A 20,393-nucleotide genomic window follows, 5' to 3' on the forward strand; every position below is an offset into this window, starting at 1 on the left:
CACCGCGCCGGTGCGCGCCATGGCCACGACAAGATCGGTCTGCCGCGCCAGGAAGGCGGGCAGCTGAATCACGTCGGCCACCTCGGCCACCGGCTCGGCCTGCCAGGGCTCGTGGACGTCGGTGATGATGGGCACGCCAAAGCGCGCTTTTACCTCGGCCAGGATCTCCAGGCCCTTCTCCAGGCCCGGGCCGCGGTAGGAGTGGATGGAGCTGCGGTTGGCCTTGTCGAAGCTGGCCTTGAAGACGTAGGGCATGCCGAGCCGGCCGGTCACCTCCACATAGGTCTCGGCCACCTCGAGCGCCAGCTCGCGCGACTCCAGCACGTTCATGCCGCCGAGCAGCATCAGCGGCAACGAATTGCCTGCCTCGAGGCCGGCAAAGTAAACCTGACGTTCGGGTGCGCTCATCCCGTTCACTCCTGGTGGGCGGTCTGAGCGCGGCTACGCGCCGCCTTGTGCTCCAGCGCCGCATTGACGAAGCCGGTGAACAGCGGGTGGCCATCGCGGGGCGTGGAGGTGAACTCCGGATGGAACTGGCAGGCCACGAACCAGGGGTGGTCGGGCAGTTCGACCATCTCCACCAGGGAGTTGTCGGCGCTCTTGCCGGAGACCACCAGGCCCGCCTGCTCCAACTCCTCGACGAACTGGTTGTTGACCTCGTAGCGGTGGCGGTGACGCTCGACGATCTCGTCAGCCCCGTAGGCCTCGCGGGCCTTGCTCCCGGCCTTCAGGCGGCACACCTGGCCGCCCAGGCGCATGGTGCCGCCGAGGTCGGAGGCCGCGTCGCGCAGCTCGATCTTGCCCTCGGGGGTGATCCACTCGGTGATCAGGCCCACCACCGGGTGCTGGGTGTCGTGGGTGAACTCGGTGGAGTCGGCATCTTCCCAGCCGGCTTTGTTGCGGGCGAACTCGATCACCGCCACCTGCATGCCAAGGCAGATACCGAGATAGGGAATGCCGTTCTCCCTGGCGAAGCGGGCCGTTGCGATCTTGCCCTCCACGCCGCGCTCGCCGAAGCCGCCGGGCACCAGGATGGCGTCCTTGCCGGCCAGGCGCTCGGCGCCATCGCGCTCGACGTCCTCGGAGTCGATGTAGTCGACGTTGACCTTGACACGGCTCTGGATGCCGGCGTGGATCAGCGCCTCGTTGAGCGACTTGTAGGCGTCGAGCAGCTCCATGTACTTGCCGACCATGGCGATATTGATCGACTTGAGCGGGTTGAGCTTGGCGTCGAGCACCTTGATCCACTCGTTGAGGTCGGCCTCGTCGGCGTCCAGGCGCAGCTTGTCGCAGACGATTTCGTCCAGGCCGTGCTCGTGGAGCATCAGCGGGATGCGGTAGATGGTGTCGGCATCCTGCAGCGGGATGACCGCCCGCTCCTCGACGTTGGTGAACAGGGCGATCTTGCGCCGCTCGCTCTCCTCGAGCTCCACCTCGCTGCGGCAGATCAGGATATCGGGCTGGATACCGATGGAGCGCAGCTCCTTGACGCTGTGCTGGGTCGGCTTGGTCTTGGTCTCCCCCGCCGTCTTGATATAGGGCACCAGCGTCAGGTGCATGAAGATCGCCCGGTTGGCGCCCAGTTCGCTTCTGATCTGGCGAATCGACTCCAGGAAGGGCAGCGACTCGATGTCGCCCACGGTGCCGCCGATCTCCACCAGGGCCACGTCGAAGCCCTCGCCGCCGGCATACACCCGACGCTTGATCTCGTCGGTGATGTGCGGGATCACCTGGACGGTGCCGCCCAGGTAGTCACCGCGACGCTCGCGGCGCAACACGTGCTCGTAGACGCGACCGGTGGTGAAGTTGTTGCCCTGGGTCATCTTGGTGCGGATGAAGCGCTCGTAGTGGCCCAGGTCGAGATCGGTCTCCGCGCCATCTTCGGTGACGAATACCTCGCCGTGCTGGAAGGGGCTCATGGTGCCCGGGTCCACGTTGATGTACGGGTCGAGCTTGAGCATGGTGACCTTGAGGCCGCGCGCCTCGAGAATCGCCGCCAGCGAGGCCGACGCGATGCCCTTGCCGAGTGAGGACACAACGCCGCCGGTCACGAAGATATATCGTGTCATGGAGAACCTGTCGAAACGTGATCGGTAGGCCCGGCAGGAAGCCGCGCCAGGATGGGTCGACAGCGTAGCAGAATACGACCAATGGCTCAATTTCGGCCAACCGCCGGGCGGCTGGCCGATGAAGCCTCAGACCCCCAGGTAGTCGAGGATCCCCTCGGCGGCCTGGCGCCCCTCGTGGATGGCGGTGACCACCAGGTCGGAGCCGCGCACCATGTCGCCGCCGGCGAAGACCTTCTCGTAGCTGGTCTGGAAGCGGAACTGGCCCTGCTCCGGCGCCCTGACCCGGTCGCGCTCGTCCAGCTCGATGCCATGGTCGGCGAACCAGGCAGGCGGATCCGGCTGGAAGCCGAAGGCGATCACCACCGCATCGGCGGGGATCACCTCCTCGGAGCCCGGGACCACCTCGGGGCGGCGGCGACCGTTCTCGTCCGGCTCGCCGAGGCGGGTGCGCACCACCTTGACGCCCTCGACCTTGCCCTCACCCACCACCGCCACCGGCTGGCGGTTGAACAGGAACTCCACGCCCTCCTCGCGGGCGTTGGCCACCTCGCGACGGGAGCCCGGCATGTTCTCCTCGTCGCGCCGGTAGGCGCAGGTCACCTCGGTGGCGCCCTGGCGGATGGCGGTGCGGTTGCAGTCCATGGCGGTGTCGCCACCGCCCAGCACCACCACGCGCTGGCCCTTGAAGGAGATGTAGTCGCCGGGATTCTTCTCGAAGCCCAGGCAGTGATTGACGTTGGCGATCAGGTAGTCCAGCGCCTTGTGCACCCCGGGCAGGTTCTCGCCGGGGAAGCCGCCCTCCATGTACTTGTAGGTGCCCATGCCCATGAAGACGGCGTCATGCTCCTCGAGCAGTTGGTCCATGGTGAGGTCGCGACCGATCTCCACGTTGAGGCGGAACTCCACGCCCATCTCCTCGAAGACCGCCCGGCGGCGCTCCATCACGCTCTTCTCGAGCTTGAACTCGGGAATGCCGAAGGTCAGAAGGCCGCCGATCTCCGGGTTGCGGTCATAGACCACCGGCTTGACCCCGTTGCGCGCCAGGATGTCGGCGCAGCCGAGCCCGGCCGGGCCGGCGCCGATGATCGCCACCCGACGCTCGGTCCAGGTCACCTGGGACATGTCGGGGCGCCAGCCCATGGCGAAGGCGGTATCGGTGATGTACTTCTCCACCGAGCCGATGGTCACCGCGCCGAAGCCGTCGTTGAGGGTGCAGTCGCCCTCGCAGAGACGGTCCTGGGGGCAGACCCGGCCGCACACCTCGGGCAGCGAGTTGGTCTTGTGGGAGAGCTCGGCGGCCTCGAGGATATTGCCCTCGGCCACCAGCTGCAGCCAGTTGGGAATGTAGTTGTGGACCGGGCACTTCCACTCGCAGTAGGGATTGCCGCAGTGCAGGCAGCGGTGCGCCTGGCCAGCGGCCTCCTGGGGCCTGAAGGGCTCGTAGATCTCGGCGAACTCTCGCGAGCGGGTGCGGGCGTCCTTCTTCTGGGGGTCCTGGCGACCCACGTCGATGAACTGGAAATCGTTGCTCAGACGGTTGGCCATGCTGATTCTCCTGGAAGTCCTGTTGGTCGCCCCGGGCCTGGGCCCGGGGTGAATCACCTGTTGTCGAGGGCGATAGGCCGCCGCTTATTCCGGCTGACGCCGGGATTGGGCCAACAGGCTGTTCAGGCTTGCCGCCTTGGGCTTCACCAGCCAGAAGTGGCGGATGAAGTCGCTGAAGTCATCGAGGATGGCGCGGCCGCGGGCCGAGCCGGTCTCGACAACGAACTCCTCGATCACCTCGCGCAGGTGGCGGCGATAGGCTTCCATGGTCTCCGTGTTGACGCGGTGGATCTCCACCAGCTCATGGTTGTACTTGTCGACGAAGGTGCGCTCTTCGTCGAGCACGTAGGCGAAGCCGCCGGTCATGCCGGCGCCGAAGTTGACGCCGGTCTCGCCGAGCACGGCCACCAGGCCGCCGGTCATGTACTCGCAGCAGTGGTCGCCGGCCCCCTCGATCACCGCGTGGACCCCGGAATTGCGCACCCCGAAGCGCTCGCCGGCGGTGCCGGCGGCGAACAGCTTGCCGCCGGTGGCGCCATACAGGCAGGTGTTGCCGACGATGGCGGTCTTGTGGCTTTCGAAGCGGCTGGCCTTGGGCGGGATGATCACCACCTTGCCGCCGTTCATGCCCTTGCCGACATAGTCGTTGGCATCCCCCTCCAGGTAGAGGTTGAGGCCGCGGGCGTTCCACACCCCGAAGCTCTGGCCGGCCACGCCGGTGAAGCGCGCGGTGACCGGCGCCTCCTCCAGCCCCGCCTCGCCGTAGCGCTTGGCGATGGCCCCGGAGGCCAGCGCCCCCACGCTGCGGTCGCAGTTGGTGATGGTGAAGGCGAAGTCGCCGCCGCTCTTCTGCTCGATGGCGTCCTTCAGCGCGGCCAGTACCTCCTGGTTCTTGGCCCCCGGGTCGTGGGGCACGTTGCGGCTGACCTGGCAGAACTGCGGCGCGTCCGCCGGCACGAAGTCGTTGCCGAGCAGCGGCGTCAGGTCCAGCTTGCGTTGGGAGGCGGTCTCCCCTTCCAGCACCTCGAGCAGGTCGGTGTGGCCGATCAGGTCGGTCAGCTGGCGCACGCCCAGCAGCGCCATCAGCTCGCGCACCTCCTCGGCGATAAAGCGGAAGTAGTGCTTGACCATGTCCACGGTGCCGCGGAAGTGCTCGCCGCGCAGGTAGTCGTGCTGGGTGGCCACGCCGGTGGCGCAGTTGTTGAGGTGACAGATGCGCAGGTACTTGCAGCCCAGCGCCACCATGGGCGCGGTGCCGAAGCCGAAGCTCTCGGCGCCGAGGATCGCCGCCTTGACCACGTCGAGGCCAGTCTTCAGGCCACCGTCGGTCTGCAGGCGGATCTTGTCGCGCAGGCCGTTGATGCGCAGCGCCTGATGCACCTCGGGCAGGCCCAGCTCCCAGGGGCTGCCGGCGTGCTTGATGGAGGTGATGGGGCTCGCCGCGGTGCCGCCGTCATAGCCGGAGACGGTGATCAGGTCGGCGTAGGCCTTGGCCACCCCGGTGGCGATGGTGCCGATGCCGGGCTCGGAGACCAGCTTCACCGAGACCTGGGCCTCCGGGTTGACCTGCTTGAGGTCGAAGATCAGCTGGGCCAGGTCCTCGATGGAGTAGATGTCGTGGTGGGGCGGCGGCGAGATCAGGGTGACGCCGGGCACCGAGTAGCGCAGCCGGGCGATCAGCTCGTTGACCTTGCCGCCGGGCAGCTGGCCGCCCTCGCCGGGCTTGGCGCCCTGGGCCACCTTGATCTGCAGCACCTCGGCGTTGACCAGGTAGGCCGGGGTGACGCCGAAGCGCCCCGAGGCGATCTGCTTGATCTTGGAGGAGCGCACGGTGCCGTAGCGGGCCGGGGCCTCGCCCCCCTCGCCGGAGTTGGAGCGCCCACCGGCCTCGTTCATGGCCTGGGCAAGGGCCTCATGGGCCTCCGGCGACAGCGCGCCCAGCGACATGCCGGCGCTGTCGAAGCGCGGGATCAGCGCCTCGACCGGCTCGATCTCCTCCAGGGGCAGCGGCTCGGCGGCGGGCCTGAGCCGGAGCAGGTCACGCAGGGTGGCAGGCGAGCGCTCGTTGACCAGCGCCGCAAACTTCTTCCACTTGGTGTAGTCGCCCTCCTGGACCGCTTCCTGCAGCGCCATGACCACGTCGGGGTTGTAGGCGTGGTACTCGTGGCCATGCACGTACTTCACCAGCCCACCCTGGGAGATACCCTTGCGCGGCGTCCAGGCATCGCGGGCCAGCCACTCCTGCTGCAGCTGCAGCTCGGCGAAGCCAGTGCCCTGGATGCGCGAGGCCATGCCGGTGAAGCAGAGTTCCATCACCTCCTCGGCGAGCCCTACCGCCTCGAACAGCTGGGAGCCGCGGTAGGAGGCCAGGGTCGAGATGCCCATCTTGGAGAGGATCTTGAACAGCCCCTTCTGCAGGCCCTTGCGGTAGTTCTCGCGGGCATCGGCCGGGTTGCCGGTCAGCTCGCCGGTGCGATGCATGTCGGCCATCACCTGATAGGCCAGCCAGGGGAAGATCGCCGTGGCCCCCACGCCGAACAGCACCGCCATCTGGTGGGCATCGCGGGCATAGCCGGTCTCCACCACGATGTTGGCCCGCGGGCGCAGCGCCAGCCGGCCCAGGTGGTGGTGCACCGCGCCCACGGCCAGGGCGGCATGGATCGGCAGCTCGCCCTTCGCGAGGTCGGCATCCGACAGCACCAGCACCACCTTGCCGTCCTTCACCGCCGCCTCGGCCTGGCGACAGAGCTCGAGGAGCGCGGCCTTGAGGCCGGTCTGCTCGGGCACATAGCCCATCGACAGGCGGTGGCTGGCGAAGGCCGGATCCTCCTGCTCCACCAGGGCGGTGAACTTGCGCGGCGAGAGCACCGGCGTGGTCAGGATGATGCGGTGGGCGTGCTCCGGGGTCGCCTTGAAGACGTTGAGCTCGGCGCCGATGCAGGTCTCCAGCGACATCACGATCGCCTCGCGCAGCGGATCGATGGCCGGGTTGGTGACCTGGGCGAACTTCTGGCGGAAATAGTCGGTCAGCAGGCGCTGCTTGCCGGAGAGCACCGCCATGGGGGTATCGTCGCCCATGGAGCCCACCGCCTCCTGGCCGCTCTCGGCCAGCGGGCGCAGCAACTGGTCGCGCTCCTCGAAGCTGACCTGGAACATCTTCTGGGCAACGTTCAGGGCGTCGCCTTCCATGTTGTGGAAGCTGGCCAGCTCGGTGAGCGCCGACTCCAGGTAGTGGGCCTCCTGCTTCAGCCAGCGCTTGTAGGGGTAGGCCGACTTGAGGCGCGCATCGACGTCGTCGGTATGCAGCACCTCGCCGGTCTCGGTGTCCACGGCCAGTATCTGCCCCGGCCCGACGCGCCCCTTGGCCACCACGTCCTCGGGCGCATAGTCGTAGGTGCCGATCTCCGAGGCCAGGGTGATGAAGCCGTTCTTGGTGATCACCCAGCGGGCGGGGCGCAGACCGTTACGGTCCAGCATGCAGAGCGCCTGGCGACCATCGGTCATCACCACGCCGGCGGGGCCGTCCCAGGGCTCCATGTGCATGGAGTTGTATTCGTAGAAGGCACGCAGGTCGCCGTCCATCAGCTCCACGTTCTGCCAGGCCGGCGGCACCATCATGCGCACCGCGCGATGCAGCTCCATGCCGCCCGTCAGCAGCACCTCCAGCATGTTGTCCATGCTCGAGGAGTCGGAGCCCGTGGTGTTGACGATCTCCGCCAGTTCGGTGATCTCCGGCAGCCGCTCGCAGACGAAGTTCTCCTTGCGGGAGTTGGCCCAGCCGCGGTTGGCCTCGATGGTGTTGATCTCGCCATTGTGGGCCAGCAGGCGGAAGGGCTGGGCCAGTGGCCAGCGCGGCGCGGTATTGGTGGAGAAGCGCTGGTGGAAGACGCAGATGGCGGTCTCCAGGCGCTCATCACCCAGGTCGCGGTAGAAGGCCGGCAGGTCCACCGGCATCACCAGCCCCTTGTAGGAAACCACCCGCTCGGAGAGCGAGCAGACGTAGAACTCCTCCTCGTCGCGCAGCGCCTGCTCGGCCAGGCGGCGGGCCATGAAGAGATCTACCTCGAAGGTCTCGACACTGCCGTTCTTGCCCGGCTCCACGAAGAGGTGGCGGATGCGCGGCAGGCACTCGAGGGCCATCGGGCCGCAGACGCTCGGGTCCACGGGCACGTCGCGCCAGCCGCGGATCACCAGGCCACGGGCCCGCAGCTCACCCTCCAGGGTATCGCTGGCCGCCTCGGCCCGGGCATCATCGTCGGGGAGGAAGACCGCCCCCACCGCAAAGCGCTCGCCCAGCTCGACACCGAGGGCATCTTGCGCCACCTGGCGCATAAAGGCCTCGGGCATCTTGAGCAGCAGGCCGCAGCCGTCGCCGGTCTTGCCGTCGGCGGCGATGCCGCCGCGGTGGGTCATGCAGGTCAGGGACTCGATAGCAGTGCGCAGCAGCTGATGGCTGGCGCGCCCCTCCATATGGGCGATCAGGCCGAACCCGCAGTTGTCACGGAACTCACCGGGCTGGTGGAGACCTCTGTTCATTGGCGTGCCTCGCGATAAGGTGGTTTTTTCTGCAGAACCTTCATGCTATTTTAACCGGTTTTTTATTTTTCACTTATAACCACCGGCGACAGCGGGACTGCGCGACAAAAGGTCGCCCAGCATAGTCAACCGCCCCGGCCCGGCGCAACGCCGGGCGCCCTCCCCAAAGAAAAAAACATCGACAAATCCGCCACTTGCAACAACCCGGCGAGAAAAAAAAGCCCACAACTCAATGACTTGCAACTCCATAGACGAACCGTCAACGATAGCGGCCAGCCACTAGACTTTAGTCGAAGTCCACGCCTCTTTTCCATGCTGATACGGCATACGGCATGCGGATTGTCGGCATGACGGCATTTCGCGACAGCCCCATCGCCCCTCCCCGAACGACGCTTCCCGCAAGGCCGCCCCTGAACCATGCCCACAGACGAGGACGCCCGCACGGGGTGCGGGCGTCGGAGCGGGTGGCGGTGGGCGCTCAGCTACGGGGGAACGCCGCGATAAAGGCTTCCAGCAGGTCGGGCGGGGTCTCGTCGTAGAGGCAGGCGTCGCCCAGGGCGCGCAGCAGGATCAGGCGCAGGCGGCTGTCGATATTCTTCTTGTCCAGCCGCATCCGGACCAGGAAGTCCTCCACCGCCATGTCGGCCGGGGCGGCCAGCGGCAGCGCCGCCGCCTCGAGGATGGCCCGGGTGCGCGCCACCTCGGCCTCGGAGAGCCAGCCCAGCCGCGCCGAGAGCTCGACGGCCATCAGCATGCCGGTCCCCACCGCCTCGCCGTGCAGCCAGCGCCCATAGCCCTGGTGCGCCTCGATGGCGTGACCGAAGGTGTGCCCCAGGTTGAGCAGCGCCCGCACTCCCTGCTCGGTCTCGTCCTCGGCGACGATCTCGGCCTTGAGGGCGCAGCTGCGCTCGATGGCCCGGGCCAGCGCCGCGGCATCGAGGGCGCGCAGCGCCGGCAGCGCCTCCTCCAGCCAGGCGAGGAAATCGGCGTCGCGGATCAGGCCGTACTTGATCACCTCGGCCAGGCCCGCGGAGAGCTCCCGGGGGGGCAGGGTGGCCAGGGTATCGGTGTCGATCAGCACCGCCCGGGGCTGCCAGAAGGCGCCGATCATGTTCTTGCCCAGCGGGTGGTTGACCCCGGTCTTGCCGCCCACCGAGGAGTCCACCTGGGCCAGCAGGGTGGTGGGCACCTGGATAAAGGCCACGCCGCGCTGGTAGCAGGCCGCCGCGAAGCCGACCATGTCGCCGATCACCCCGCCACCCAGGGCAACCAGGGTGCAGCGGCGATTGAAGCCCGCCTCGAGCAGGGCATCCCAGATGCGCGAGACGCTCTCCAGGGTCTTGGTGGCCTCGCCGTCGGGCAGCACCAGTTCGCGCACCTCGGCGCTCGCCGGCAGGGCGGCGCGGCAGCGCTCGAGGTAGAGGGGAGCGACCACGGCGTTGGTGACGATCATCACCTGGCTCCCGGCCAGGTAGGGGGCCAGCGCGCCAGGCTCGCCGAGCAGGCCGGGGCCGATCTGGATGGGGTAGCTGCGGCTGCCCAGCGCCACCTCGAGGGTGCGCGGGCCAGGGGAGGTTTCGCTCATGGGCTCATGCCTTGCATTGGAGGGGGTCGACCAGCCGGGTGACGCGCTTGACGATGTCGTTGACCACCGCCCGCGGGCCGCGTCGGTCGGTGCGCACGGTGATATCGGCGGTGGCCCGGTAGAGGGGATCGCGCACCCCGAACATCTCGCGCAGCACGGCCTCGCGATTCCCCCGCTGCAGCAGCGGCCGGTTGCGATCCTTGGCGGTGCGCCGGAGCTGCTGCTCGACGGTGGTGAAGAGATAGATCACGGTGCCGCGCTCACGCAGCATGCGGCGGTTCTCCTCACGCAGCACGCCGCCGCCGCCGGTGGCGATCACCACGCCCTCGAGGCGGGTGAGCTCGTCGATCATCTGGGTCTCGCGGTCGCGGAAGCCCGCCTCGCCCTCGACGTCGAAGATCCAGGGGATATCGGCGCCGCAGCGCGCCTGGATCTCGTGATCGCTGTCGTAGAAGTCGCGAGAAAGTTCGGCCGCCAGGAGGCGGCCGATGGTGCTCTTGCCGGCCCCCATGGGGCCGATCAGTATCAGGTTGGGTAGTGCCTGCATCAGCGAAGGGCCACGCCGTCGTCCAGTATTCGGGGAGTGATGAATACCAGCAACTCTACCTTCTCGTTGGTCTCTTGGGTATAGCGGAAGAGGTTGCCGATCACCGGCAGGTCGCCGAGGAACGGGGTCTTGACCAGGTTGCGCAGCTCCTCGGTCTGCAGGATGCCGCCCAGCACCACGGTTTCGCCGTTGTCCACCAGCACCTGGGTCTGGATCTCGTTCTTGTTGATCGGCGGCTCCTCGCCGGGCAGGAACTCGCCGAAGGTATCGTTGGTGATCGCCACGTCCATGATGATGCGATTGTCCGGGGTGATCTGCGGGGTCACCTCCAGCGACAGCACCGCCTCCTTGAAATCCACGGACGCCGCCCCGCTGGCCGCCGCCTCGCGAAAGGCCCGCTCCTGGCCCTGCTTGATCACCGCGGTGCGCTGGTTGGCGGTGATCACCCGCGGCTGGGAGATGGTGTAGCTGCGCCCCTCGCTCTCCAAGGCCCGCAGCTCCAGGTCGAGCAGCACGTCGCCGGAGAGATAGCCGAAGGCGAAGCTGGTCATGCCGCCCACGCCGCGGTCGGTGGCGCCGAAATCCACGGCGAGGCCGCCGAGGCCGGAGATCGGCGTGCCATCCGAGGCGCCGCCGAGGTCCAGCCGGCCACCGGCACGACGATCCGGCGAGGAGATCCCCCAGTTGACCCCCAGCTCGCGGGTGGCGCTGTCGCTGGCAATCACGATGCGCGCCTCGATCTGCACCTGGCGCACCGCCACGTCGAGGCGGTCCAGGGTGCGCATGATCTCGTCGATCTGGTCGGCGGTATCCTGGATCAACAGGGTGTTGGTGCGCTGGTCCACCGCCACGCGCCCCCGCTCGGTCAACAGGCCAAATCCCTCGCCGCCGCGCAGCAGCGCCGCCAGGTCCGAGGCACGCGCATAGCGCACCTGGATGTACTCGGTGGTCAGCGGCGCCAGGGTCTCCATCTGCTCGCGGGCCTCGAGCTCCTGGCGCTCCATGCCGGCCAGCTCGCTGGCCGGCGCCACCACGATGACGTTGCCCTCCTGGCGACTGGCCAGGCCGTGGCTCTTGAGCACCAGGTCCAGCGCCTGGTCCCAGGGCACGTCCTCCAGGTTCAGGGTCACACGGCCCGTTACACTATCGCTGGCCACCAGGTTGAGCCCGGTGAAGTCGGCGATGATGGCCAGCACCGCGCGAACCTCGATGTCCTGGAAGTTGAGGGTGATGCGCTCACCGGTGTAGGGGAACTGCTCGCGCACTCGCCGCTCGCGCTCCTGCTGGGCCACCGGCTGGGCCTCGATGATGAGCTGGCGGCCGCTCTGGGTGGAGACCATGGCGAAGTCGCCGGTGCCCTCGATATCCAGGGTCACGCCGTCGCGGCCCACCCGCGGGGTGATGCGCCGCAGCGGGGTGCTGAAGTCGCTGACGTCATAGACCTGGTCCAGGGAGGCCGGCAGCTCCACGCCGCGCAGCTCGGCGGTGATCCGGTTGCGCCCGGTCTCGCGGACCCGGGCATCGACCCCGGCACGGTCGAAGCTGACGATCAGACGCCCGGCCCCGCCCTCACCGCGGCGGAAGTCGATGTCCTGGACGCTCGGGCCGGTGGTGGCGGGACGGCTCGGCGCGGGCTCGGCGGCAGCCGTCGCCGGGGCCACCCCGGTGTCGGCGGCAGCGCCGCCGATGGCCAGGCGCAGCCGATTGCCCTGCTCGCGGGTGTTGTAGGGCAGCGGGCCCTCGAGATCGAAGACCAGCCGCGTCCGCGAGCCAGCCTCCAGGGCCGTGACCTGCTGCACGCCGCCGATCCCCAGCTCGTAGCGGCGCTGGTCGAGGCGGTTGCCGGTCTCCATCAGGTCGATGGTGAGACGTGCTGGATCATCCAGCCGATAGCCACGCACCTCCGGCACCGGCCCGGCGAATGACAGGTCCACCTCCAGCTCGCCCCCGCTCCCCTGCCGGAAGTCGAGCCCCTCCAGGGTGGAGGCCGCCAGAGCGCCGGCGGAGACCGCCAGCAGCACGAGTGTCGCGAATCCACGCTTCATGATCGGTCGCATTGTTCCCTTCCCCCCGCTTGTCGCCCAACCCGGCCGGTGGGCGGCGAATCGCTTGCCTGTAGCCAGGCCTCTAATCGTTGAGCGTCAGCCGCGTGGTGCGCTCGATCCAGCCGCCTCGCCCGGTCGGCACCACCTCGACGAGCTGTACCGTCGACGAGGTGATACTGACGATGCGACCGAAGTCACTGCCCAGGTAGTTGCCGACGCGGAGTCGGTGCACCGTGCCATCCGGCGCGCGCACCAGCGCCGAGGGCTGCCCCCCATGGGTCAGGGTGCCCACCAGGTCGAGCTGGCTGAGGCCATAGGCCTCGAGGGGCTCGCGCGGACGGGTCGGGTCCGGGGCCAGCTCCTCGGAGCCTCGCGGCGGCTGCTCGGCTTCCGGCAGCCTGGCGATGAACGGGCTGCGTCGGTCGGCCTCGTCATAGGGCAGCGCCTCATAGTCGGGAATATCGGGCAGCTCCACCCGCTGGGTCGCGCCGGGGTTACTGCGAATCTCGGCCAGCTCACGGTCCAGCGCACCGAGCTGGGGATCCGCACAGCCGGCGAGCCCCGCCAGCAGCAGGCCGATGACCAAGGCAGAGAGCGGCTTCCGGCGACTCATGGCGCCACCTCCTCGGTCTGTCGATAGCTGTAGGTCCGTGCCAGCAGCGACAGCCTGAGGCGCTGGCCGCTGCCGCCCTCGGGCGACAGCGTCAGATCGTGCAGGGTGACGATGCGCGGCAGGCCGGCCACACCGGCCAGGAAGGTGGCGATACGGTGGTAGTCCCCCTGCACCTGAATGTCGAAGGGCTGCTCGACGTAGTGCTCGCGGGTGACCGGGCTGCGCAGGCGAATGAAGTCGATGGCCAGCTGGTTGTCGACGGCCGTCTCGCTGATGTTGTCGATCAGCGACGGCACCTCGGCCCCGGTCGGCAGCATGCTGCGCAGCGCCCCCATGCGTGTCTCGAGGTCCGTCATCTGCTCGCGCATGGCCTCCAGGTTGGCCGCCTGGGCCGCCTTGCTGCGGTAGTCGCGCAACAGGCTCTGCTCCTGGGTCCGTACGCGGTCGAGCTCCTCCCGGGCCGGCGACGCCAGATACCAGTGCATGGCGGCGAAGGTCAGCCCCAGCAGCAGCAGGCAGCAGATCAACTGCAACGACCAGGGCCAGCCCCCGGCCTCCTTGATGTCCAACTCGCGCCAGTCCAGCTCGCGCAGGCGGCGCAGCTCTCCCTTGAGACTCATGGCCCCTCCCCCGTCGGCTCCGCCCCGGTTGTCTGACCGGACGCCGCACGCGGCAGCTGCTGACTCATGCTCAGGCTGAAGCGCCGCTGCTCACCGCCACCCGCGGCCTCCACCTCCGAGAGCACCGGCTCGGTGAAGGAGGCGGCAGCGGCCAGCGCCCGCAGCTGATCGGAGACCTGGCGATTGTCCTCGGCCAGGCCGGCCAGGCGCAGGCTGTCGCCCTGGCGCGTGAACTGGGTGTAGTGGACCCCGTCCACCAGGCTGGTGGTCAGGTCGCGAAACACATGGACGGTCTGGGTGCGCCCCATCTGCAGCTCGGTGAACACCTCGACCTGCTCGCGCATCCGGTCGCGAACCGCCTCCAGCTCGCTGATCACGCGGATCGCCGAGTCGAGCTGGCTGCTCTGGGCCTGGATATGGGCATTGCGCTGCTGCTGGGCGGCGGCCTCCTGCTCGTAGTGCCAGGTCATGGCGTAGCCGCCCCCGAGGCCCAGCGCCGCCATCAGCGCCAGCGCCACATAGAAGCGCTTGCTGTGGCGGGCGCGCTGCGCTTCCCGCCAGGGCAGCAGATTGATCTCTATCGTCATGCGCGGGACCTCATTGCCAGGCCGCAGGCCGTGAGCATCGCCGGCGCATCGCCGGAGAGCGTCTGGACGTCGATGCGGCTGTTGACCTTCATGCGCGCCAGCGGATTGGCGATTGAGACCTCCATACCACTTTCCCGGGCCAGGCGTTCCGCCAGGCCGGGAATCACGCAGGAGCCGCCAGCGAGTACCATGCGGCGCACCTCCTGCTTGCGGCCGGCGGTGTAGTAAAGCTGCAGGGAACGCCCCACCTGTTGTACCAGGGTATCCAGGAAGGGAGAGAGCACGCTGCGCTGGTAATCCTCCGGCAGGCCGCCCCGCTTCTTGGCCAGGCCCGCCTCGTCCAGGCTCAGCCCGTAACGGTTGCGGATCTCCTCGGTGAGCTGGCGACCGCCGAAGACGGTATCGCGACTGTAGACCACGCGCCCGCCGCGCAGCACATGGAAGGTGTTCATGGTGGCGCCGATATCCACCAAGGCCACGCAGTCCTCTTCGCTGGCGAGCTGGGGCAGCTGATGGCGCACCTCGGTAAAGGCGCGCTCCATGGCGAAAGTCTCGATATCCACCGCGCCCGGCGTCAGCCCCGCCTGCAGCAGGGCATCGGTGAGCTGGCTGACATCCTGCTGCCGGCAGGCCACCAGCAGCACGTCCTGCTGGTCGGCATAGCGGGCATTGAGGCCGAGCCGCTGAAAATCGAAGGCGACTTCACTGAACGGAAAGGGTATGTGCTTGTCAGAGTCGAGTTGAATGCGCGCCTCGATCTCGTGGTCGCTGAGCGAGGCCGGCAGGGTTAGGGTCTTGGTGATGGCCGCGCTGGCGGGCACCGCCACCGCGGCACGACGGGCGTGCGGCCGGGCCTGCTGAACCGCTCGGGAGATAGCATCGACCACTTCGCCCATGTCCTGGATGCGCCGCTCTACCACAGCGCCCTCGCGCAGCGGTCGCACGGCATAGCTCTCGACCTGGTAGCTGGCGCCAGCACGCCGGAGTTCCATGAGCTTGACGGTTGCCGAGGTGATATCGACACCGATCAGTCCCTTGCTGGATGCCCTGAGTCGCATCTCGGTCACACCCCTGCTGATCCATGCGGCTTGCCGCTTGTTATTCTGCTCATCCCTCGCGTGGGAGACTATTGAGCCCGGGGACTAGCACCCCCTGTAAGCTGAGGTTACATGATATTTCCGAATCACACACGGCTAACCGCAAACCTGCACCGTCAACGCTGGTGACCCCCTGCCGAGATTCCTATAATGGCGGCTCAGTCACCCTACATCATCAAGACCGTACCGTTTCAGCTCCCTGCATGGATACCGCTCTTTCATGACGTTTCTCAGAACTCTGCTCTTCTCCCTGCTTTGGCTGGTGATCTCGCTGACCGCGGCCACGGCCCTGGGCGTAGTGGGGGCCGCGCTCTACTTCGCCCCTGGCCTGCCCGACGTCCGCCAGCTTCAGGACTTCGAGCTTCACTCCCCGCTGCGCATCTTCACCCGTGACGGCAAGCTGATCGGCGAGTTCGGCGAGGAGCGCCGTATGCCCGTGGAGTTCGACGAGATCCCCGAGGAGTTCATCCAGGCCCTGCTGGCCGCCGAGGACGCCAACTTCTTCGAGCATCGCGGCGTCGACCCCCGCGGCCTGGCACGCGCAGCCGTCGAGCTGGCATCCAGCGGCGGGGAGATTCAGTCCGGCGGCTCCACCATCACCATGCAGGTGGCGCGCAACTACCTGCTGACCCTGGACCGGACCTTTACCCGCAAGATCCGCGAGATCCTGTTGGCGCTGCAGATGGAGCGGGTGCTGTCCAAGGAGGAGATCCTCGAGCTCTACGTCAACAAGATCTTCCTCGGCAACCGCGCCTACGGGATCGCCGCCGCCGCCGAGACCTACTACAACCGCCCGCTCAGCGAGCTGACACTGGCCGAGAAGGCGATGATCGCCGGCCTGCCCAAGGCGCCCTCAGCCTTCAACCCGCTGGCCAACCCCGAACGCTCGCTGATCCGCCGCAACTGGATCCTCTACCGCATGCGCCATCTGGGCCACATCGACCAGGCCGCCTACGACGAGGCCGTCCAGGCGCCGATCACCGCCCGCCGCTACGTGGCCCAGACCGAAGTGGACGCCGACTACGTGGCCGAAATGGCCCGGCAGTTCGCCGTGGAGCGCTTCGGCGAGGATGCCTACACCGCCGGCTACCGCATCCACACTACCCTGGACAGCGAGCTTCAGCCCTTCGCCCGCCGCGCCCTGGCCAACGGCCTGATCGCCTATGACACTCGCCACGGCTGGCGCGGCCCCGAGCAGCAGGACCTACCGGCCAGCCTGGTCGAGGCCCAGGCACGCACCGACCGGCGCGGCCTCGAGGAGGAGCTGGACGAGTCCCCCGAGATCCTGCAGACCGCCCAGCGGGCCGCCGAGCGCAGCCAGACGGAGGTCGAGGGCATCGAGGGTGACGTCAGCAACTGGCTCCAGGTGCTCGAACGCACTCCCGGCTTCGGCCCGCTGCAGCCGGCCATTGTGGTGGAGAGCACCGGACGCGAGATGCGCGTGCTGACCCGCGGCGCCGAGCTGCGCACCATCGCCTGTGCTCGAGCGCGAGGACGGCAGCCTGCGCCTGGCCCAGCGCCCCGATGCCGAAGGGTCGCTGGTGGTGATACACCCCGACACCGGCGCCATCCTGGCCCTGCAAGGTGGCTTCAGCTATAACGCCAGCAAGTTCAACCGTGCCGTCCAGGCCCAGCGCCAGTCGGGCTCGATCTTCAAGCCGTTCGTCTACCTGGCCGCCCTGGACAGCGGCCTGATGAACGCCGCCAGCGTGGTCAACGACGCCCCGGTGGTGGTCCAGGACGGCAGCAGCGAGCTGTGGCGCCCGGTCAACGCCAGCGGCGACTTCCTCGGCCCGACCCGCCTACGGGTGGCCCTGGCCCGCTCGCGCAACCTGGTCACCATCCGCGTCCTGCAGCAGGTGGGCCTGGACGCCACCATCGACTTCCTGGAAGGCTTCGGCTTCGCCAGCTCGCGCCTGCCCCGCGGCCTCTCACTGGCGCTGGGCAGCGCGGACCTGACGCCCCTGGAGATGACCAACGCCTACGCGGTGCTGGCCAACGGCGGCTACCAGGTCGCTCCCTGGTTCATCGAGCGGGTGACCCGCGGCGATGACGAGACGCCGATCGAGGAGGCCACGCCCATGGTGGTATGCCGCGAGTGCCGCGAGGACCAGACCGAGGTCGAGATCGACGGCCGCCTCCACCCGGTGGCGCCGCGGGTCGTTGACCCGCTGTCGGCCTATATCCTCACCGATATGCTGCGCGACGTGATCGACAGCGGTACCGGCCGGCGCGCCCTGGAGCTGGGCCGCAGCGATATCGTCGGCAAGACCGGCACCACCAACAACCAGCGCGACGCCTGGTTCGCCGGCTACAACGCCGACCTGGTGGCCACCGTCTGGCTGGGCAAGGACAACAACGAGACCACCGCCGAGTATGGCGCCAACGCCGCCCTGCCGATCTGGATCGACTTCATGCGCGACGCCCTCGACGGCCGCCCCGAGGCAAAGCATGAGCGGCCTGCCAGCCTCGTCACCGCCCGGGTCGATCCCGAGACCGGGCGCCGCCTGCCCGACGGCCAGGGTGGTGGCATCAGCGAGCTCTTCCACCCGAACCACCTGCCGAGCGTGCAACCGCGCCGAGTCGACCGCGAGGTCGAGCAGCGCAGCGGCTCCCAGGGCACCGGCGCCTACGAGGCGATCTTCTAGCGTCACGCGGCCCCCGGGCGGCAGGGAAGCCGCCCGTCTTATCTGCCAACCGCGACGGCCGCCTCGGCGGCAATCGCCAACCGGCAAACCCAGGAAGCACGTCATGCCCCACCCCGTCACTCACACTCTCCGCAGCCTGCTGTGCGGCCTCCTGCTGCTCGCCGGGGGCGCCCAGGCGAGCCCCTTCTACGCCCCGCCTCCCCAGGAAGAAGAAGCCCACGGCTTCAGCGGCGAGACCGAACTGGGCTACACCCACCTTTCGGGCAACACCGACAGCAAGACGCTGATCGGCAAGGTCCAACTGACCTGGCTGCGCGATCGCTGGACCCATCTGGTGCGCAGCGAGGTGCGCCACGTCTCCCGGAACGGCGAGACCAGCGCCGAGCAGTATCGCCTGGTGGGCCGCGAACGCTACGACCTCGACGGCCCCCACTATCTGTTCGGTTTCGGTCGCGGGGAAAAGGACCGCTTCAGCGGCTATGACCACCAGCTCACCGCCATCGCCGGCTATGGTCGGGACCTGATCGAAGGGGATCGCCAGCGCCTTTCCCTGGAGGCCGGGCCGGGGTACCGCCGCGACCGCATCGACGACGCGCCGAACGCCTCACTCGCGGTGGCCTACGGAGCCCTGGACTGGCACTTCGAGGCGACCGACAACGCCACCCTCCGACAGGAACTCTCGGTGGAGGCCACCAACGACAACACCACCTCGCGCTCGCTCTCCTCGCTCACCGCGCGGCTCAATGCCCGCCTGGCGATGCGCCTCTCCCATGAGGCCAAGCGCAACACCCAGCCACCGGAGGGCGCCGAGTCGCGCACCGACCACATCACCAGCGTGTCGCTGCTCTACAGCTGGTGATCCCCACCGTTGTCAACCTCCAGATATGACGACACCGGCCCGAGGGCCGGCGTCGATTGCACGGTCGAGTTGAGGCTCAGCGCCGTACGCTACACGCCGTAAACGTCGTCCACGCGCTTCAGCGGGTAGTGAGACGGGTAGGGGCGACGCGCCACGCCCGAGTCCACCGCCGCCTGGGCCACCGCGGAGGTGATGCGCTCGAGCAGACGCACGTCCACCGGCGTGGGAATGATGTAGTCCCGGCCGAAGCTCATGCTCTCCAACTCGTAAGCCTCCAACACCTCCTGGGGCACCGGCTCGCGGGCCAGGTCCTTCAGGGCATGGACCGCGGCGACCTTCATCTCCTCATTGATGCGGGTGGCGCGCACGTCCAGCGCCCCGCGGAAGATGAAGGGGAAGCCCAGCACGTTGTTGACCTGATTCGGATAGTCCGAGCGGCCGGTGGCCATGATCACGTCGGGGCGCACTTCACGGGCCAGGTCCGGGTGGATCTCGGGGTCCGGATTGGTGCAGGCGAAGACCACCGGGTTGGGGGCCATCTTGCGGATGTGGTCGGCGGTCATCAGGCCGGGACCGGAAAGGCCAACAAAGACGTCCGCACCGTCGATGGCATCGTCCAGGGTGCGCTTGTCAGTATCGACGGCGAACATCGCCTTGTAGGGGTTGAGGTCTTCACGGCCGGAATGGATCACGCCCTTGCGGTCGAGCATCACCAGATTCTCGGCACGCGCCCCGCAGGCCACCAGCAGCTTCATGCAGGCGATGGCCGCCGCCCCGGCGCCCAGGCAGACAATGACGGCGTCCTCGAGGCGCTTGCCGGCGATCTCAAGGGCGTTGAGCATGCCGGCCGCGGTGACGATGGCGGTGCCGTGCTGATCATCATGAAACACCGGAATGCTGCACTGCTCGATCAGCGCCTGCTCGATCTCGAAGCACTCGGGAGCCTTGATATCTTCGAGGTTGATCCCCCCCCAGGTATCGGCGATGCGCGCCACGGTATCGATGAAGGCCTGCGGACTCTCGGCGTTCACCTCCACGTCCACGGAGTTGATGCCGGCGAAGCGCTTGAACAACACACCCTTGCCTTCCATGACCGGCTTGCTGGCCAGGGCGCCCAGGTTGCCCAGCCCGAGGATGGCGGAGCCATCGGAGATCACCGCCACCAGGTTACCCTTGCCAGTGTAACGATAGGCGTTCTCCGGGTCACGGGCGATCTCACGACACGGCTCCGCGACGCCCGGACTGTAGGCCAGGGCGAGGTCCTTCGCCGTGGCGGTGGGCTTGGTCAGCTCCACCGACAGCTTGCCGGGGATGGGTTTCGCGTGATAGTCCAGCGCCGCCTGTCGTGCATCTGTCATGCTGAGATTCCGGGTCAGAGTGAAGAAGAACAACTTAGCGTATAGAAAAACCCCCCACGGCTCAACTGCGGACAACTTCCCGCCTGTTGTACGCCCGTTTGACGCTTTTCATCGATATTTGCTGCAAGTTATGGCTGGCGAGCCAGTCATAACCCTTCCCTTATCGGCGAGGCCTCGACCCGTCCCTACGACGAAGAAACCCGCCTCGGAGGGCGGGTTTCTCGACGGTCCGGCGGCACCTGGCGCTCAGCGCTTGATTGCGGCACCGAAACGTTTGTTGAAAC

The 20,393-nt window shown here is 67.9% G+C and carries 12 protein-coding genes and 2 pseudogenes; 2 read left to right on the forward strand and 12 right to left on the reverse strand.

The window, feature by feature from the left end:
• From J5F18_RS19045 to pilM, 11 genes and pseudogenes are all read right to left on the reverse strand, one after another.
• Positions 1-408: pseudogene (locus tag J5F18_RS19045) on the reverse strand (3-deoxy-8-phosphooctulonate synthase); the annotation flags it as partial.
• A 5-nt stretch (positions 409-413) separates the two neighbouring features.
• Positions 414-2,069, reverse strand: coding sequence for a CTP synthase (locus J5F18_RS19050; RefSeq protein ID WP_346300087.1), 1,656 nt, complete (start codon positions 2,067-2,069; stop codon positions 414-416).
• A gap of 126 nt (positions 2,070-2,195) precedes the next feature.
• Positions 2,196-3,614: an FAD-dependent oxidoreductase gene (locus tag J5F18_RS19055; protein WP_346300088.1), complete on the reverse strand. Its 1,419-nt coding sequence runs from the start codon at positions 3,612-3,614 to the stop codon at positions 2,196-2,198.
• An 84-nt stretch (positions 3,615-3,698) separates the two neighbouring features.
• Entirely contained in the window at positions 3,699-8,150 is a 4,452-nt protein-coding gene (gene gltB, locus J5F18_RS19060; RefSeq protein WP_346300089.1) for a glutamate synthase large subunit, read from the reverse strand.
• Between the two features lie 478 nt (positions 8,151-8,628).
• Complete coding sequence (aroB, locus tag J5F18_RS19065; RefSeq protein WP_346300090.1) at positions 8,629-9,735, reverse strand: 3-dehydroquinate synthase; 1,107 nt, start codon at positions 9,733-9,735, stop codon at positions 8,629-8,631.
• Between the two features lie 4 nt (positions 9,736-9,739).
• On the reverse strand, positions 9,740-10,282 hold the full coding sequence (gene aroK, locus J5F18_RS19070) for a shikimate kinase AroK (protein ID WP_346300091.1): 543 nt from the start codon (positions 10,280-10,282) through the stop codon (positions 9,740-9,742).
• Positions 10,282-12,327 carry a type IV pilus secretin PilQ gene (pilQ, locus tag J5F18_RS19075; RefSeq protein ID WP_346300092.1) on the reverse strand — a complete coding sequence of 682 codons (2,046 nt, stop codon included), beginning with the start codon at positions 12,325-12,327 and terminating at the stop codon, positions 10,282-10,284. The genes aroK and pilQ overlap by 1 nt, the downstream gene beginning before the upstream one ends.
• A gap of 82 nt (positions 12,328-12,409) precedes the next feature.
• A complete protein-coding gene (locus J5F18_RS19080) occupies positions 12,410-12,940 on the reverse strand; it encodes a pilus assembly protein PilP (RefSeq protein ID WP_346300093.1) in 531 nt (176 codons plus the stop codon).
• On the reverse strand, positions 12,937-13,560 hold the full coding sequence (locus J5F18_RS19085; RefSeq protein ID WP_346300094.1) for a type 4a pilus biogenesis protein PilO: 624 nt from the start codon (positions 13,558-13,560) through the stop codon (positions 12,937-12,939). Before J5F18_RS19085 ends, J5F18_RS19080 begins: the two co-directional genes overlap by 4 nt.
• The gene (locus tag J5F18_RS19090; RefSeq protein WP_346300095.1) at positions 13,557-14,147 is read right to left on the reverse strand and encodes a PilN domain-containing protein; all 591 of its coding nucleotides are present in this window, start codon (positions 14,145-14,147) and stop codon (positions 13,557-13,559) included. Before J5F18_RS19090 ends, J5F18_RS19085 begins: the two co-directional genes overlap by 4 nt.
• A complete protein-coding gene (gene pilM / locus J5F18_RS19095; protein WP_346300096.1) occupies positions 14,144-15,205 on the reverse strand; it encodes a type IV pilus assembly protein PilM in 1,062 nt (353 codons plus the stop codon). The genes J5F18_RS19090 and pilM overlap by 4 nt, the downstream gene beginning before the upstream one ends.
• Before the next feature lie 259 nt (positions 15,206-15,464).
• On the opposite strand from pilM, the pseudogene J5F18_RS19100 reads away from it, so the two are divergent.
• Both J5F18_RS19100 and J5F18_RS19105 read left to right on the forward strand, forming a co-directional pair.
• Positions 15,465-17,892, forward strand: a pseudogene (locus tag J5F18_RS19100) (penicillin-binding protein 1A).
• Between the two features lie 103 nt (positions 17,893-17,995).
• On the forward strand, positions 17,996-18,751 hold the full coding sequence (locus J5F18_RS19105; RefSeq protein ID WP_346300097.1) for a DUF481 domain-containing protein: 756 nt from the start codon (positions 17,996-17,998) through the stop codon (positions 18,749-18,751).
• A gap of 89 nt (positions 18,752-18,840) precedes the next feature.
• On the opposite strand, the gene J5F18_RS19110 is transcribed toward J5F18_RS19105, so the two are convergent.
• A complete protein-coding gene (locus J5F18_RS19110) occupies positions 18,841-20,109 on the reverse strand; it encodes a malic enzyme-like NAD(P)-binding protein (protein ID WP_346300098.1) in 1,269 nt (422 codons plus the stop codon).
• Positions 20,110-20,393: the final 284 nt, after the last annotated feature.

The organism is Halomonas sp. BM-2019, from assembly GCF_017584085.1.

Bases quoted from the DNA above. Each gene is read 5' to 3' on its own strand.
- gltB (WP_346300089.1), bottom strand. From the start codon at position 8,150: ATGAACAGAGGTCTCCACCAGCCCGGTGAGTTCCGTGACAACTGCGGG.
- J5F18_RS19050 (WP_346300087.1), bottom strand. From the start codon at position 2,069: ATGACACGATATATCTTCGTGACCGGCGGCGTTGTGTCCTCACTCGGC.
- aroB (WP_346300090.1), bottom strand. From the start codon at position 9,735: ATGAGCGAAACCTCCCCTGGCCCGCGCACCCTCGAGGTGGCGCTGGGC.
- J5F18_RS19105 (WP_346300097.1), top strand. From the start codon at position 17,996: ATGCCCCACCCCGTCACTCACACTCTCCGCAGCCTGCTGTGCGGCCTC.
- pilM (WP_346300096.1), bottom strand. From the start codon at position 15,205: ATGCGACTCAGGGCATCCAGCAAGGGACTGATCGGTGTCGATATCACC.
- pilQ (WP_346300092.1), bottom strand. From the start codon at position 12,327: ATGAAGCGTGGATTCGCGACACTCGTGCTGCTGGCGGTCTCCGCCGGC.
- J5F18_RS19110 (WP_346300098.1), bottom strand. From the start codon at position 20,109: ATGACAGATGCACGACAGGCGGCGCTGGACTATCACGCGAAACCCATC.
- J5F18_RS19080 (WP_346300093.1), bottom strand. From the start codon at position 12,940: ATGAGTCGCCGGAAGCCGCTCTCTGCCTTGGTCATCGGCCTGCTGCTG.
- aroK (WP_346300091.1), bottom strand. From the start codon at position 10,282: ATGCAGGCACTACCCAACCTGATACTGATCGGCCCCATGGGGGCCGGC.
- J5F18_RS19055 (WP_346300088.1), bottom strand. From the start codon at position 3,614: ATGGCCAACCGTCTGAGCAACGATTTCCAGTTCATCGACGTGGGTCGC.
- J5F18_RS19090 (WP_346300095.1), bottom strand. From the start codon at position 14,147: ATGACGATAGAGATCAATCTGCTGCCCTGGCGGGAAGCGCAGCGCGCC.
- J5F18_RS19085 (WP_346300094.1), bottom strand. From the start codon at position 13,560: ATGAGTCTCAAGGGAGAGCTGCGCCGCCTGCGCGAGCTGGACTGGCGC.